At 75.2% G+C, this 14692-nt stretch carries 12 protein-coding genes and 2 pseudogenes; 4 read left to right on the top strand and 10 right to left on the bottom strand.

All coding sequences use genetic code 11. From position 1 onward, the window contains the following. Positions 1-479: 479 nt before the first annotated feature. A pseudogene (locus tag RKE29_RS20135) lies at positions 480-1205 on the bottom strand (HNH endonuclease family protein); the annotation flags it as partial. A gap of 188 nt (positions 1206-1393) precedes the next feature. Here RKE29_RS20135 and RKE29_RS20130 point away from each other — a divergent pair. Then, complete coding sequence (locus RKE29_RS20130; RefSeq protein WP_312006863.1) at positions 1394-2809, top strand: DUF2079 domain-containing protein; 1416 nt, start codon at positions 1394-1396, stop codon at positions 2807-2809. A 288-nt stretch (positions 2810-3097) separates the two neighbouring features. Here RKE29_RS20130 and RKE29_RS20125 read toward each other — a convergent pair whose 3' ends face one another. Continuing rightward, entirely contained in the window at positions 3098-4384 is a 1287-nt protein-coding gene (locus RKE29_RS20125) for an Ig-like domain-containing protein (RefSeq protein ID WP_312006862.1), read from the bottom strand. Positions 4385-4675: 291 nt separating this feature from the next. Here RKE29_RS20125 and RKE29_RS20120 point away from each other — a divergent pair, with 291 nt between their 5' ends. Then, positions 4676-5044, top strand: coding sequence for a hypothetical protein (locus RKE29_RS20120; protein WP_312006860.1), 369 nt, complete (start codon positions 4676-4678; stop codon positions 5042-5044). Between the two features lie 99 nt (positions 5045-5143). On the opposite strand, the gene hutH is transcribed toward RKE29_RS20120, so the two are convergent. From hutH to RKE29_RS20090, 6 genes and pseudogenes are all read right to left on the bottom strand, one after another. Then, positions 5144-6682 carry a histidine ammonia-lyase gene (hutH, locus tag RKE29_RS20115; RefSeq protein WP_312006867.1) on the bottom strand — a complete coding sequence of 513 codons (1539 nt, stop codon included), beginning with the start codon at positions 6680-6682 and terminating at the stop codon, positions 5144-5146. 381 nt (positions 6683-7063) lie between these two features. Beyond that, on the bottom strand, positions 7064-8143 hold the full coding sequence (locus RKE29_RS20110; protein WP_312006866.1) for a GGDEF domain-containing protein: 1080 nt from the start codon (positions 8141-8143) through the stop codon (positions 7064-7066). A gap of 356 nt (positions 8144-8499) precedes the next feature. Further along, positions 8500-8787, bottom strand: a complete 288-nt coding sequence (locus RKE29_RS20105; RefSeq protein WP_312006858.1) for a hypothetical protein — start codon at positions 8785-8787, stop codon at positions 8500-8502. A 177-nt stretch (positions 8788-8964) separates the two neighbouring features. Beyond that, the gene (locus RKE29_RS20100) at positions 8965-9759 is read right to left on the bottom strand and encodes an enoyl-CoA hydratase-related protein (protein ID WP_312006856.1); all 795 of its coding nucleotides are present in this window, start codon (positions 9757-9759) and stop codon (positions 8965-8967) included. Between the two features lie 103 nt (positions 9760-9862). Beyond that, a complete protein-coding gene (locus RKE29_RS20095) occupies positions 9863-10438 on the bottom strand; it encodes a DUF418 domain-containing protein (protein ID WP_312006855.1) in 576 nt (191 codons plus the stop codon). 226 nt (positions 10439-10664) lie between these two features. Continuing rightward, positions 10665-10952, bottom strand: a pseudogene (locus RKE29_RS20090) (hypothetical protein); the annotation flags it as partial. Positions 10953-11299: 347 nt separating this feature from the next. Between RKE29_RS20090 and RKE29_RS20085 the strand changes: the two are divergent. Together RKE29_RS20085 and RKE29_RS20080 are read left to right on the top strand one after the other, a co-directional pair. Beyond that, positions 11300-11953 (top strand): response regulator transcription factor, encoded by a 654-nt coding sequence (locus RKE29_RS20085; protein ID WP_312006854.1) that lies wholly within the window; start codon positions 11300-11302, stop codon positions 11951-11953. Continuing rightward, a complete protein-coding gene (locus RKE29_RS20080; protein ID WP_312006853.1) occupies positions 11950-13047 on the top strand; it encodes a histidine kinase in 1098 nt (365 codons plus the stop codon). Before RKE29_RS20085 ends, RKE29_RS20080 begins: the two co-directional genes overlap by 4 nt. 100 nt (positions 13048-13147) lie before the next feature. Here the strand turns inward: RKE29_RS20080 and RKE29_RS20075 are convergent, their stop codons facing one another. Both RKE29_RS20075 and RKE29_RS20070 read right to left on the bottom strand, forming a co-directional pair. Next, complete coding sequence (locus RKE29_RS20075) at positions 13148-13780, bottom strand: AAA family ATPase (protein ID WP_312006865.1); 633 nt, start codon at positions 13778-13780, stop codon at positions 13148-13150. Between the two features lie 11 nt (positions 13781-13791). Then, entirely contained in the window at positions 13792-14397 is a 606-nt protein-coding gene (locus RKE29_RS20070; RefSeq protein ID WP_312006852.1) for a dihydrofolate reductase family protein, read from the bottom strand. Between the last annotated feature and the right edge of the window lie 295 nt (positions 14398-14692).

Raw genomic sequence — 14692 nt, 5'->3', positions numbered from 1 at the left:
CCAGCCGGGCGCGGCGCGAGCGGCCGCCCGCGGCGCGGCCCGGGGCCGGGGCGGCGGGGTCGTCGGCGGGTGCGGTGGCGGGTTCGGCGGAGGGACGCGGCATGGAGCCTCCCGGCGTAGATCGTGCGGCGGTGCATCGACCTGGCGATGATCGATGGTAAGGACTTCAGGCGGCGGTGGCCACTGGTTCGACAACGATTGCCCCGGTGTCGCGGGTGCGGGCGCCCGCCCGGCGGACCGCGCACCGCCGACCGGCTCACCGGCCGCGGCGCCGGTGACCGCGGCCCTTCCGCCCGCGCCCGGCCCCGTCGTCAGCGGCTCCGGTGCCGGGTGCGGTGGCCGCCCGAGCCGCCGCCCGTGCCGTACTTGCCGACCGTGCCCCCGTCTCCGTAGTCCCCGTATCCGCCGGTCCCGCCGGTTGTGCCGCCGCTCGTCTGTCCGCCGTACCGGTGGCGGCCGGGTGTCGCCGTCGGGCCGCCCTCCGTCGGGTTGCCCCCGGTCGGCAGCCGCTCGTCCGGGCAGGTGCGCAGCACGCGCACCATCGCGTCCCGCTCGGCCCGGGTGACCCACAGCCCGTACTTCCGCTTCACCGCCACCTGCCCGGCCACGTAGTCGCAGCGGTACGCCCGGTTCGGCGGGAGCCACGTGGCGGCGTCGGCGTCGCCCTTGCGGCGGTTGGCGGAGGCGTCGGCGGCCACCAGGTTGAGCGGGTCGTTGGCGAAGGCCAGCCGCTTGCTCGCGGGCCACTGCCGCGCGCCCTTCTGCCACGCGTCGGACAGCGCGACCAGGTGGTCGATGTCGACCTGGCTGCGGCCGCGCACGTACCGCACGCGCGTGCCGGTGTACGGGTCCGGGGCGAGCGTGCCGCGCAGCACGCGGCAGCCGTCCGAGGCGCGGGAGACCGCGGCGAGGTCGCGGGCGAGCACGTCGTCGCGGGTGTCGCAGCCGTTGCGGTCGGTGTCGGCCCAGGCCCTGCCGAATCGTTCCCGCTCGTAGCCGGTCTTCGGCGCGCGTCCCTTGACGGGCAGGGCCGCGACGGCGTCCAGGGCCGAGCCCGCCGGGACACCCCCGCCGCCGCCCCCGCCGCCGCCCCCGGCGGTGTCCGAGCCGCCGCCGGAGCATCCGGCGACCGCCAGCAGCGCGGCCAGCGCCACCGCGGTCGCGGTGGCCGGCCACGGCCGCGCGTGTGCCCGTTCCCGCCCCATACCCGTCCCCTTCGCGTATCTTTTCGGTAGATCGCACACACGATCGCCGAACATGCGATCCAACAGATCCAAAGGATCTTCACTGGATCGGCCCCCACGATAGGACCCGGAGGCCCCGGTTGGACACGGCTGCCACGGCACCGCCCGGCATACCCGCGCATCCTCCCGCCCGATCCGCCGGGCCCGCCGTGGCCGTCTGGCGGGCCCGGCTGCGCGCGGGGGCCGCCGCCCTCGGCAGGCCGGGCCTGGACCCGTACTGGCTGGCCGCCGGCTTCTTCGCCGCCTTCTCGGCGCTGTCGGTGTGCCTGTACCGGCGCATGTTCGCCATGTCGTGGGACCTGGGCATCTTCGAGCAGGCGATACGGTCCTACGCGCACCTGCGCGAGCCCGTCGCCGACCTCAAGGGGCCCGGCACGAACATCCTGGGCGACCACTTCTCGCCCATCACCGCGCTGGTCGCCCCCTTCTACCGGCTCTACCCCGGCGCCGTGACGCTGCTGGTCGTGCAGGCCGGCCTGTTCGCCCTGTCCGTGGTGCCCGTCACGCGCGTGGCGGCGCTGCTGCTCGGCCGGTGGCGCGGGCTCGCGGTCGGGATCGGGTACGGGCTGTCGTGGGGCCTGCAACGGGCCGTGGAGTTCGACTTCCACGAGATCTGCTTCGCCGTGCCGCTGCTGGCCTTCGCGCTGGAGGCGATCATCCGGGAGCGCTGGACCGCGGCGATGCTGTGGGCGGTCCCGCTGGTCTTCGTCAAGGAGGACATGGGCGCGACGGTGGCCGCCGTCGGCGCGGTGATCACCCTGCGCACCTGGCGGAGCGGCGACGCGCGCGTGGTGCCGCGGGCGCTGGGCCTGGTGGTCTTCGGCGTGCTGGCGCTGGTGTTCACGCTCCGCTTCGCCATCCCGCACTTCAACGCCACCGGCGCCTACGACTACTGGAACAAGGTCGACGGCAGCGGCGAGGCGACCGCCACCGTCCCCGTCGAGACCGCGCTGCGCACCACGCTGTGGATACTGCTGCCCACCACCGGCCTGCTCGCGCTGCGCTCGCCGCTGCTGCTGGTGGCCGCGCCCACGCTCGGCTGGCGGTTCGTCTCCCACGAGGAGCACTACTGGGGCACGGCCTGGCACTACAGCGCCGTACTCATGCCCGTCGTCTTCCTGGCCCTGGTCGACGCCTGCGCCCGGCTGCGCGAGAGCCGCTTCGACCGGCTGCGCCGGTACGCGCGCCAGGCGCCGATGGGCGTGGCCGCCGCCGGGCTCGCGCTGACCACGGCCCTGCCCCTGGAGCAGCTCACCGACCCGGACTTCTACCGCAAGCCCGCGCAGGTCACGGCCGCCGAGCGGGCCCTGAACCGGATACCCGACGGGGCGTCGGTGGAGGCCAACGTCCCGCCGATCAGCCGGCTGACCAACCGCTGCCGCGTCTTCTGGGTGACCGGCGCCAAGGACGTGGTGCCGGACTACATCGCCCTGAGCGAGTCCGCGGACTACTCGCAGGACCGGCTGGTGTCCTACGCGCGGGTGCTGCACCCGTCGGCGCGGTACGAGTTCCTCGCCGAGGGGGGCGGCGTCTGGATAGCCAAGCGGGTCTCGCCGGGCGGGTGAGGCCCGGGGCCGAGGCGCGCCCGGTGACATCCGGACCCGGCCCGCGCGGATCGCGGCCAGGCGCGGGGCGCGGCAGGCGACGGCTCCGTCTCGTGGGTGGCCGTCACGGAGGTCAGGCCGCCCCACGGCCCTGTCGAAACGGCGCGGCACGGCCCTGTCGAAACGGCGCGGCGCCGGGCGGCGGGCCGGTCGCGTCATGCGACCGGCGGCCGCCCGGCGCCGTGGCCGGTGCGGGGAGGAGGCGGGTGACCGCGGGGCCTTACGGGGTCCCCGCGGGCCTTACGGGGGTCAGGCGGAACCGCTGACCGCGCTGCCCGCCAGCCACTGGCTCCAGCTCAGGTTCCAGCCGTTGAGGCCGTTGTCCGGCTGGATCTGCTTGTCCGGCGAGTTCTTGACGATGACCACGTCACCGATCAGGGACTTGCTGTAGAACCACGAGGCGTCCTGGCCCGGGTCGTTGCCGCCCTTGGTGTCGTTGAGGCCCACGCAGCCGTGGCTGGTGTTGACGCTGCCGAAGATGTAGTCGCCGCCCCAGTAGTTGCCGTGGATGAAGGTGCCCGACGTGGACAGCCGCATGGCGTGCGGCACGTCCTTGATGTCGTACTCGCCCTTGCCGTCCTTCTTGGTGAAGCCGACCGTGGCGCCGTCCATCCGGGTCTCCTTGAACTTCTCGGAGATCACCATCTGGCCGTTGTAGGTGGGGTTCGCCGGGCTGCCGGCGGAGATCTTGAGCGTCTTGACGGTCTGGCCGTCCCGGACGACCTTCATCGTCTTCGCCTTGGCGTCGACCGTGCTGACCTGCGAGCGGCCGATGCGGAAGGAGTACGTCTTGGACTGCACGCCCTTCACGCCCGCCGCGCCCTCGACACCGTCCAGGGCCAGCTTGACGGTCACCGTCGAACCGGCCTGCCAGTACTCCTGCGGCCGGAAGTCGAGCCGGTTGGCGCCGAACCAGTGGCCCACCACCTGCTGGCCGCTGCTGGAGGACACGGCGATGTGCGACTCGACGGCCCGCTTGTCCGTGATCGCCTTGTCGAAGTTGATCGACACCGGCATGCCGACGCCGACGGTCGCGCCCGCCTCCGGCGTGTAGTTGCCGATGAAGCTGTGCGCCGGCGAGACCGTGGTGAAGGACGAGTTCTCGATCGCCTTGCGGCCCTTGTCGTCCTGCGCCGTCGCGGTGACCTTGTACTGGGTGGAGCGGGCGAGCTGGCCGTTGGGCGTCCAGGAGCTGCCGTCGGCCGACAGCGTGCCGGGGACGGCGGTGCCGGTGCCGACGGCCGTCATCGTCACGGACGTGAGCTTGCCGCCGGTGACGGTGACCTTCGTGTCGCTGTTGATGCCCGCGTTGGTGGCGCCGCTCTTCGGGCTGATCGCTATTCGGGCGTCCGACGCGTCCTTCGCCGCCGCCTCGTCGACCTGCTGCTGCGACTTGCCGTGGCCGGACCCGTTCTTTCCGTCCTTGGCGTCGTCGCCGCCACCTCCCCCGCCTCCGCCGCACGCGGCAAGGGCCAGAACACCGCTCAGTACGGCGGCCGCGGCCGCCAGACTCCTACGGCGCTTGCCGTCCGTCATCACTCGCCTCTCCGTAATGCTCCCGGGCCCCAGACTTCGGGGGTCCAACCGGTTAGAACGCCATCCGGTCCCCGCCGGTTCCACGGCCAGTAAAACTGTGGGCGAGACCACTTGGCAAAGTCACCGGTCAGCCCGCCGGGCGCCGTCCCGCGGCCACCTCGGTGTGCTTCCAGTCCCCCGAATCGCGTTTCCCATGCCGCGTGGTTGTCCTTACGATTCACTACCATCGACCGGTACGGGTCGGCCGCCCACGGCCGTCAACCCACCGCAGTCGCAAGGGGGATGCCGACGTTGACCGCACGTACCGGCCGGGCCGCACGGACCGCGCGCCGGCCGCTGCTCACCGCGGCGGCCACGGGGACGCTGCTGTGCGCCCTGTGGTCCGTACCGTCCGCGCACGCCGCGACCGGTGCTGTCGAGGGTACGTCCATGGCGCGCGGACCCGCCATCACCGTCCCCGGGGTCGCGGTCCCGGCCGAGGCGGGCGCCGGGACGGGGGCGCTGACCCACGCGCCCTACGCGCCCGCGCGTGACCCGCGGCTGGCCGATTCCGGCGGCGTGGACGTCACCCCGTACCTGATCGGCGGCACGGCCTTCCTGGGGCTGGGTGTGGCAATGGTCACAGTCTCGGTGCGCCGGTCGCGCCCCGAGGCGTACTGAGCCCGCCGACGCCAGGTTTCACGGGGTTTTCGGGGCTCCTTCGAGGCGGTTTGACGTACGCCGCCGTACGCCTCGTGGACGCCCGGGCGCGGGGCCGTCTCACGCCAGCGGCCCCGTCACCTCCTGCGCCGCGCCGACCAGGCTTCCGGACCGTACGAACTCCTCGGCCGCCGCCAGGTCCGGCGCCAGGAACCGGTCCGGGCCCGGCCCCGCGACCCCCGCCGCGCGCAGCGCGGCCAGCACCGCGCGGCTCGCGGGCGCGGGGCTCAGACCCCGCCGCAGCTCAAGGGCGCGGGCGGCGGCCACCAGCTCGACCGCCAGCACGCGCGTCAGGCCCGCGACGGACACCCGCAGCTTGCGGGCCGCCGACCAGCCCATCGACACGTGGTCCTCCTGCATGGCCGAGGACGGGACCGAGTCCACCGACGCGGGCACCGCCAGCCGCTTCAGCTCGCTGACCAGGGCGGCCTGCGTGTACTGGGCGATCATCAGGCCGGAGTCGACTCCGGCGTCGGCGGCCAGGAAGGGCGGCAGACCGTGCGAGCGGTTCTTGTCCAGCAGCCGGTCGGTGCGGCGCTCGGCGATGGAGGCGAGGTCGGCGGCGGCGATGGCGAGGAAGTCCAGGACGTAGCCGACGGGCGCGCCGTGGAAGTTGCCGTTGGACTCCATGCGGCCGTCCGGCAGCACGACCGGGTTGTCCACGGCGGCGGCCAGCTCCCGGCCGGCGACCTCCCGCGCGTGCGCGAGGGTGTCCCGGCCGGCGCCGGCCACCTGCGGGGCGCAGCGCACCGAGTAGGCGTCCTGCACGCGCGGCGCGTCCTGCACGTGGTGCCCGGTCAGCCCCGAGCCGGCCAGGACCCGCAGCATGTTGGCGGCGCTGGCGGCCTGGCCGGGGTGCGGCCGGATGGCGTGCAGCTCGGGCGCGAGCACCCGGTCGGTGCCCAGCAGCGCCTCCATGGAGAGGGCGGCGGTCACGTCGGCGGCGGTGAACAGGCCGCCGAGGTCGGCGCAGGCCAGGATCAGCATGCCGAGCATGCCGTCGGTGCCGTTGAGCAGGGCGAGCCCTTCCTTCTCGCGCAGCTCGACGGGCTCGATCCCGTGCTCGGCCAGCAACTCGCCGGCCGGCCGCGGCACCCCGTCGGGCCCCTCGGCCTCGCCCTCCCCCAGCATCGCGAGCGCGCAGTGCGACAGCGGCGCGAGATCCCCGGAGCAGCCCAGGGAGCCGTACTCGTGCACCACTGGGGTGATCCCGGCGTTCAGCAGCGCGGCGATGGCCAGCGGTACGGCGGGCCGCACGCCCGTACGCCCCGAGGCGAGCGTCTTCAGCCGCAGGAACATCAGCGCGCGCACCACCTCCCGCTCGACGCTCGGCCCCATGCCGGCCGCGTGCGAGCGGACGATGTTGCGCTGGAGCCGGACGCGCAGGCCGTGCGGGATGTGACGGACGGCGAGCGCGCCGAAGCCGGTGGAGACGCCGTAGACGGGTCCGGGCTTGGCCGCCAGGTCGTCCACGACCCGGCGGGCCGCGGCGACGGCGGCGAGGGCCTGGCCGGACAGCTCGACGGGCGCGCCGTGCCGGGCTACGGCGAGGACGTCCTCGGGGGTGGTGCCGGAGGTGCCCACCACCACGGGGTGCATATTCATATTCAGGCACTGTAGGTACTGAATCACCGCCTGTCACGCGGTGGTTCGCCGGGCGCGCGGCCGGGGCGGGCGGGCGCCGGGCCGGGGCGGGCGGTCGGGCGGCCCGGGCGGCGGCGTCCGCACGCGCGGACGCTCGCGGCAGACCGCCCACGCCGACGGCCGGCCCGTACCGCTGCCGCGAACCGGACCGCTCCGCGCGCGGGACGGGCAGCAGGCGACGGGGCACGGGCCGCCGGGACCGTGGGTACGGCCCGCTTGGGCAAAGCCCCTCGGCGGCGCGCCAGGACAGCGAGCGCCGGGGCCGGGCCCCGGGGGGTAGCGCCCGGCGGACGGTCGGGCCCGCGCGCCTCGTGTCCCGGCCCGCGCCGGAGGCGGCTACGGCAGGCGGCCCCGGAAGCGCCGCCGCTCCGTGGTCGGGGGCGGGGGCGTGTCGGCCAGGCGGACCGGGTCGCGCGGGCCGCCCTCGCGGCCGGCGACGACCGGGCCCGCCGCGCGGGCGGCCTTGGCCCGGTACTGGGCGGCGTCGGCGAGGCGGAACAGGCGCCGCCCGGAGCGTATGGGCCCTATCGGGTCGCCCGTGGAGGCGACGCCGCAGGCCACGCCCTCGCCGATGTCCAGCTCGGCGGCCCGGCGGCACAGCTCGTCGGCGACCCGCACCACCTCGTCCGCCGAGGGCCCGACCCCCAGCAGGCAGAACTCGTCGCCGCCGAGCCGGGCCGCCAGCGCGTCCGACAGCTTGGCGCCGCACGCCGCGAGCACCGTGCCGAACCGTTCCAGCAGGCGGTCGCCGACCGCGTGCCCCAGCGAGTCGTTCACCCCTTTCAGGCCGTTCAGGTCGCACACCACCAGGCTGACCACCGCTCCCTCCCTGCGGTGCAGCTCCAGCGCCTCCGCCAGCCGCGAGTCGACCGCGCGGCGGTTGCCGAGACCGGTCAGCGGGTCGGTGAAGGCCAGCCGGCGGACCTCCTCCAGCCGCTCGGTCTGCGCTATCCCGGCCGCCGTCACCGCGGCCAGTACGGCGGCGAAGTCGGCGTCCGCCGGCCCGTACGCCGGACGGCCGGGCCCGCGCGCCACGTACAGCTCGCCCCACGCGCGTCCGTCCAGCACGACCGGCGCGACCACGCAGCTCGCGCGCCCGGCGCGCGGCGGCGCCAGCTCCCGGCGGCGGTACGCGCCCGCGGCGCCGCCCGGCTCCACCCAGGCGGGCGGCTCGGCGCCGGGCTCCCAGCGCTCGCGGAGGAAGGCGGCGACGTCCGCGCGACCGCCGACCGGGTAGGACTGGTCCTCCGGGAACTCCCACTCGCCCTCGGCCAGCTCCCCGACGTTCGTCAGCACCCGCAGCCGCGCCGGGTCGCGCTCCCACACGGCGACGGACGTGAAGCCCCCGTCGAGGGCACGGCACGCCCGGCGCGCGGCGGTCCGCACCGCGTCACGCAGGGTCTGCGCCGCCGCCATGGACTGCGCAAGCCCCACCACGGCCGACAGCCGCGCGTCGCCCTCGCTCGTCACCGCGCCTCACATTCCGCTGTTAACGTGCACGCTCGCACTGACCAGCGTAAGAATGTTCGGCGTTTTCCGCCTTGTCCGGTGTCGACTTCCCGCGCGGGAACGACCGGGAAGCCGCCCGGCGCGCACCGACCTGGGATCACGGATTACGACAAATGGGTTTATTCAGGGAAATACGGTGTCACGACGCGCCGTCTCGGTCTGAGGGCGCGAGGCCGGACACCCCGGTCCCGGTGTCCGGCCTCGCTTCGCGCGCCCGGCCCGGGCGGGGGTCCGGGCCGGGCGCGCCCACTGGAGGGCGGAGGTCAGTGGGCCGCGAGCCAGCAGGCGGCGTCCGCGTCGGACTCCTTGATCCGGACCTTGGCGTCCAGAAGCCACTCGATGCAGACCTCCTCGGAGTACGCCCCCTCCCACGTGCCCTGGCAGACCTTGCGCATGTAGTCGTCCACCTTGTAGCCACGGGAGCTGAGGTAGGACGTGCAGTCCCCGGTGTCGGCCTGTGCGGGAGCGGCCAGGGTCACCGACCCGGCGACGAGTCCGGCGGCGGCGGCGAGCGGGGCGACCATGCCGACGACGAGTTTCCTGACGACCATGTAAGGTCCTTCCGCTGTGGGGGGTGCGCGGCGCGGCCGGCGGTTCACCAGCCGGAACGCGCCGCGCCGATGTCGCGCATCAGCATGCTTCACCCCGCGCGGGAAGTCGTTGGCACCGGCTCCACAGTTTCGTTGACGGTTCGTCCCCGCGCGGGGCACCGGCGTACACGCGCGGGCTCACAGCCCGGGCCAGTCCGGCTTCCGCTTCTCGTTGAACGCGGCCACGCCCTCCGCCCGGTCCGCCGAGAAGGCCGCCGTCCGCCAGGCCCCGTCCTCCACCTCCAGGCCGGTGCGCAGGTCCAGGCCGTGCCCGAGGCGCAGCGCGCGCTTGGCGGCGCGCAGCCCGACGGGCGAGTTGGCCGCGATCCGGTGGGCCAGGGCCAGCGCCTCGGCGCGGTCCTCGCCCTCCGCGACCAGCTGGTCGACCAGGCCGAGCGCGGCGGCCTCCTCGGCGGCCACCCGGCGCGCGGTGAACACCAGCTCGGCGGCCCGCGCGGCCCCCACCCGGCGCGGCAGCAGCTGGGTGCCGCCGCCGCCCGGGATCACGCCGACCGACACCTCGGGCAGCCCGACCACGGCCGTACGGTCGGCGACGATCACGTCGCAGGACAGGGCCAGCTCGTAGCCGCCGCCGAGGGCGAACCCGTGCACGGCGGCGACCGTGGGCACGGGCAGCTCCAGCACGGCCGTGTACGCCCCGCGCGTGAGCGGCCGCTGGCGGGCCAGGTCCGCGTCGGACAGCGCATTGCGCTCCTTGAGGTCGGCGCCGACGCAGAAGGCCCGCTCGTGGGTGGAGGTGAGCACCACGGCCCGTACCGTCCGGTCCTCGGCCAGCGCCGCGCAGGCCGCCGTGAGGCAGCGGGCCATCGCCGAGGACACGGCGTTCATCGCCCCGGGCCGGTCGAGCACCAGCTCGGCGACGTGCCCGTCGGGCCGCACCGCGACCCACTCCCCGTACCGCTGCTCAGCCATGCGTACGTACCTCCCTGCCCCAGCCGCGTCGGCGTCCGGCGTGCGCCACGCTACGTCAGCGGGCGGAACGGCACACGGCCGCCCCGCCCGCCGCACGCGCGTGTCAGCGCACGTACCGTGCCAGGCCGGTCACCCGGTGGAGCAGGGACTCCAGCGGCCCGCGGCGGAAGATCTGCCGCCAGGCCAGGGCCGGGACGGCCACCGAGACGATGAGGCCGAAGAGCACGTACGACGGCCAGACGGGCAGCTCGTCGGGGCCCAGGTACCAGATCACGACGACGTGGTAGACGTACGCCGTCAGCGACATCGAGCCGACCGCGACGACCGGCGCGGCCAGCAGCCGGGCCAGCGCGTGCCGCTGGGTGAGGGCGACCGCGGCGACGATCACGGTGATCGCCACGCCGGTGTTGGCGAGCACCGACAGGGTCGTCTCGCTGTGCGGCCGGGCCACCAGCAGCCCGGCCGGGCTGTCGGTGTACTCCTCGGGACCGGTGTCGGACCACCACGCGGCCGACGAGCCGGCCACCCGCGCCACGCGCGGGAACGCCCGCATGGCCAGCCACGAGCCGCCGTAGCCGAGCACCGCGAGCGCCGGGCCCAGCACCGCCAGGCGGGCCCGTACGGCCGCCGACGTGAGGTCCAGGCGGCCCAGCGCCATGCCCGCGAACACGAACGGCATCCAGGCCAGCGCCGGGTAGCTGCCGGTGACCGTCAGCTCCAGCAGGCCCTCGCCGCTGAGCCGGGCCAGCGGGTCGTGACCGGAGAAGGCGCGGGCCCAGCCGGCGTACGACCAGTCCTCGCCGGTGAAGNGCCCGCTGGACGAGGAACAGCAGCTGCGGGCCGAGCACCGCCCACCCGGCCGCGAGCAGCGCCAGCGTACGGGCGCGCAGCCGGACGAAGGGGAGGGCGAGCAGGAAGTACAGGCCGTAGTAGGCGAGGATCACCTCGACCGGCGTCTTCTGCATGGCCAGCACGGTGCCGAGGGCGAGCAGCACCACCGAGCGGATCACGACGCGCACGGCGGCCTGGCGGCCCGCGCGGCCGGTCTTCGGGGTGCCGCGGCCGGCGATGAGGACCATGGTCACGCCCGCGAGCACGGCGAACAGGGCGGAGGAGCGCCCGTGGGCCAGCTCCATGAGGAAGCCGGTGAACCCGCCGTCGTCCGGATCCGGCCCGACGTGGGCCGCGTACATGCCGAAGACGGCCAGGCCGCGCGCCAGGTCGAGGCCGACCAGACGGCCGGTGGACGGCGCCGCGCCCGCCTCCGCCGCGGGCCGTACGCCGCCGGAGCCGCCGGAGGTCTCCAGACCGCCGGGGCCGCCGACGTCCACCGATACAGGTGGTGGGCTGTGGGTCATGCCCCCAGCGTCCGCTCCGGCCGGGCCCGCACACCATCCGGCAGCCTTCCGTAAGGCCCCCGCCGGCCGGCGGGCCGCCACCCCGCCGACCGGCGGGAATCCGCAGGCAGGGCACTGACCGCCAGCCCACGCGTGATACCAAAAACGGGACACGCCGACGCGGCAGGAGCGGAGAGCCAAGGGTGATACGGGTACTGGTGGTGGACGACGAGGCGCTGATCCGCTCCGGCTTCCGGCACATCCTCAGCGCGGCGGACGGCATCGAGGTCGTCGGCGCCGTCCCGGGCGGCGAGGCCGTCCAGACGGTCCGCGAGGAGCGCCCCGACGTGGTGCTGCTGGACATCCGTATGCCCGACGTGGACGGGCTGACCGTCCTGTCCGAGATCCGCGCCCTGCCCGCTCCCCCGGTCGTCGCCATGCTCACCACCTTCGACACCGACGAGTACATCGCCGCCGCGCTGCGCTCGGGCGCGGCCGGATTCCTGCTGAAGGACACCGACCCCGAGCAGATGGGCCACCTGGTGCGCACCCTGGCGGGCGGCGGCGTCGTCCTGTCCTCGAAGGTCACCCGCACGGTGGTGGACGGCTACCTCGACCGCGGCGTACGCGACCCCGCCGCCCGCAGCGTGGCCCGGCTGACCGCCCGCGAGCGGGACGTCCTGCTGCTGCTGGCCGACGGCCTGTCCAACGCCGACATCGGCACCCGCGTGCACCTGAGCACCGGCACGGTCAAGGACCACGTCAGCGCCATCCTCGCCAAGCTGGAGGTGGGCAGCCGGGTGCAGGCGGCGATCGTCGCCGAACGGGCGGGCCTGCTGGGACCGGGCACCCCGTGACCGCGCCCCGGGTGCCCGCCCCGCTGATCGACGCGGCCCTGGTGTGCGCCGCCCTCGCCGACACCTGGGCCAACGTCGCCCCCGACAACCGGGTGGGCCTGGCCTGCGCCCTGCCGGCCGCCGTCGCCCTGCTGCTGCGCCGCCACCTGCCCGTGGCCGCCCTGGCGCTGACCCTGTCGGCCGCGCTGGTGACCGACGCGGTCCTCGCCCCGCTCATCGCCCTGTACGCCCTGGCCGCCACCACCCGCAGCCGCCCCCTCATCCTCGCCGGGGCCGCCGCGTTCACCGCCTGCTACATGCTGCCCTGGCCGCCGCCCGCCATCGACCGTATGGACCACACCACCGCCCTGATCGACTTCGCCTACTCCCTGGCCATGGCCGCCGCCCCCGCCTTCCTCGGCCAGCTCGTCCAGGCCCGCCGCGACCTGTCCCTGCGGCTGGCGGAGATCACCGAGGCGCGCGAGCACGAGCGCCTGCTCATCGCCCAGACCGTGCTGGCCAAGGAGCGCGCCCAGCTCGCCCGCGAGATGCACGACGTGGTCTCCCACCAGGTCAGCCTCATCGCCGTACGCGCGGGCGCCCTCCAGGTCGGCACCCACGACCCGGAGACCAAGGAGGCCGCCACCACCATCCGCCGCCTGTGCGTGCGGACCCTCGACGAGCTGCGGCACATGGTCAGCGTGCTGCGCGCCTCCGGCAGCCTGCCCACCGACCTGACCCCCCAGCCGACCATCGCCGAGCTGCGCCAGCTCGTCGACTACAGCGGCATCGAGACCGAACTGGACCTGGACCTGCCCGACGACCTGCCGCCGCCCCTCCAGCGCGCCGTCTACCGCACGGTCCAGGAGGCCCTGACCAACGTCCGCAAGCACGCCCCGGGCGCCACCGCCGCCGTACGCGTCCAGCACGCCGGCGGCGCGGTCCTCACCACGGTCACCAACACCGCCCCCACCCGGCCCACCCTCGCCCTGCCCAGCGCCCGGCACGGCCTGATCGGCCTGCGCCAGCGCGCCGAACTCCTCGGCGGCACCCTCACCACCGGCCCGACGCCGGAGGGGGGCTACCGGCTCCAGCTGCGGCTGCCGGTGGACTGAAGCGCCCGCGCGCGGCGGTGTCAGCCGCCAGGGCGCGGGCGGCGAACCGTGCCCCGGGCCGGGCCTCGACGGCGCACCGCGCCCGGCGCGGGCGGGCCGGTCAGTCGAACCGGACGTGCCGCAGCCCCGTCCACGCCCACCGCAGGCGCCTGCGCACCGGGCCGTCCGTGTTCGGGGTCAGGGTCAGCCCGGCCGAGACGGCGATGTGGTCGGCGACCTGCGGGACGCCGATCCGGTCGGTCCACACGTGGGCGGCGAAGTCCGGCCGCCGCAGCCGCTCCAGGCACTCGTCCAGCCGCCGCACGGCGAAACTCTCCCCCCGCGCGGGCGCGCCGCCGCCCGCCACGAGGCGCGCCACGCGCCCCAGTTCCCGCTCGCGCAGCCGCCGCAGCACCGTCTCCCGCTCGGCCAGCAGCGCGAAGTGCCGTACGTCGTGGCCGCGTTCGCGCAGCCGTCCCACCGTCTCGCGGAAGTAGCGCGGCTCGACCACCGTCATGGGCACGATCACCGTGCCGCCGTGCCGGCCCAGGACCAGGTCCAGCACCTCGTACACGCCCTGCCGCCAGGCCGCGAGGTCCTGGAAGTCGCCGCGCAGGGACGGCGGCAGCATGCGGCGCAGGCCGAAGCCGGCGTGCTCGGGGTCGCAGACGACGCTGCCCGGCAGGCGCCGCCGCAGCTCGTGGGCGGTCTGCGTCTTGCCGCCGCCGAAGGGGCCGTTGATCCACAGGAGCATGGGCGGCACGGTTACGGTACGCGGTATTTCACATGCGTGGCGGTCGGCGAGGCGGTGACCTGGACCGGTTCGAGCGCCAGGTTGCCCAGGTCCTGGAACAGCGGCTCGCCGTCGCCCAGGGTGATCGGGACAATGTGCAGGTACAGCTGGTCGAGCAGGCCCGCGGCCAGGAACTGGCGCACGGTGCTGCCGCCGCCCGCGACCGCGACGTCCAGGTCGCCCGCGGCCTCCCGGGCCTGCGCGAGCGCCGACTTGAGCCCGTCGGTGACGAACGTGAAGGTGGTGCCGCCCTCCATCACCAGCGGCTCGCGCGCGTGGTGGGTGAGCACGAAGACCCGGGTGCGGTACGGCGGTTCGTCACCCCACCAGCCCTTCCAGGCCAGGTCCCACGCGCCGTCGCCGCCGCCGAACATCTTGCGGCCCATCACGTACGCGCCGACGCCCCGCGTGACCTCGGCCAGCACCGCGGCGTCGGACTCGCGGCCCTCCTGCTCGGTCTCGAACATCCACTGGGTCAGCCGCGTGCCGCCGCGGCCGAACGGCTCGTAGAAGCTCTGGTACGGACCCGCGACGTAACCGTCCAGCGAGACGGAGATGTGGCAGACGACAGAACCCATGGTTGGGCCCCCTTTCCCCCGAAAAACCCTTGCGCGCGGCACGTTATCAAACCACTGGTCCGGCGCCGCCCGCACAGGTGTGCGACGGCCCGCGGCCGGGAGCCGCCCGGCGCATCGCGCCCGGCCCCGGCGCCCACGTCCGGCGGTGCCCCGGTCCAGCCCCGGGTCAGCCCCGGTCCGGGATCCGGGTCCGGCGCCCGGATCCCGCGTCCCGGTCGGCGCACCTGCCCGGCGCCCCGGTCCGGCGTCCGCGCCCGCGTCGCCGGCGTGCCGGGGCGGACGCCGGCCGCGCCAG

Origin of the sequence: Streptomyces sp. B1866 (genome assembly GCF_031932565.1) — a bacterium.
Taxonomy (GTDB): Bacteria; Actinomycetota; Actinomycetes; order Streptomycetales; family Streptomycetaceae; genus Streptomyces.
The sequence above is the reverse complement of the archived record's forward strand: the minus strand, read 5'-3'. Positions and strand labels throughout refer to the sequence as shown.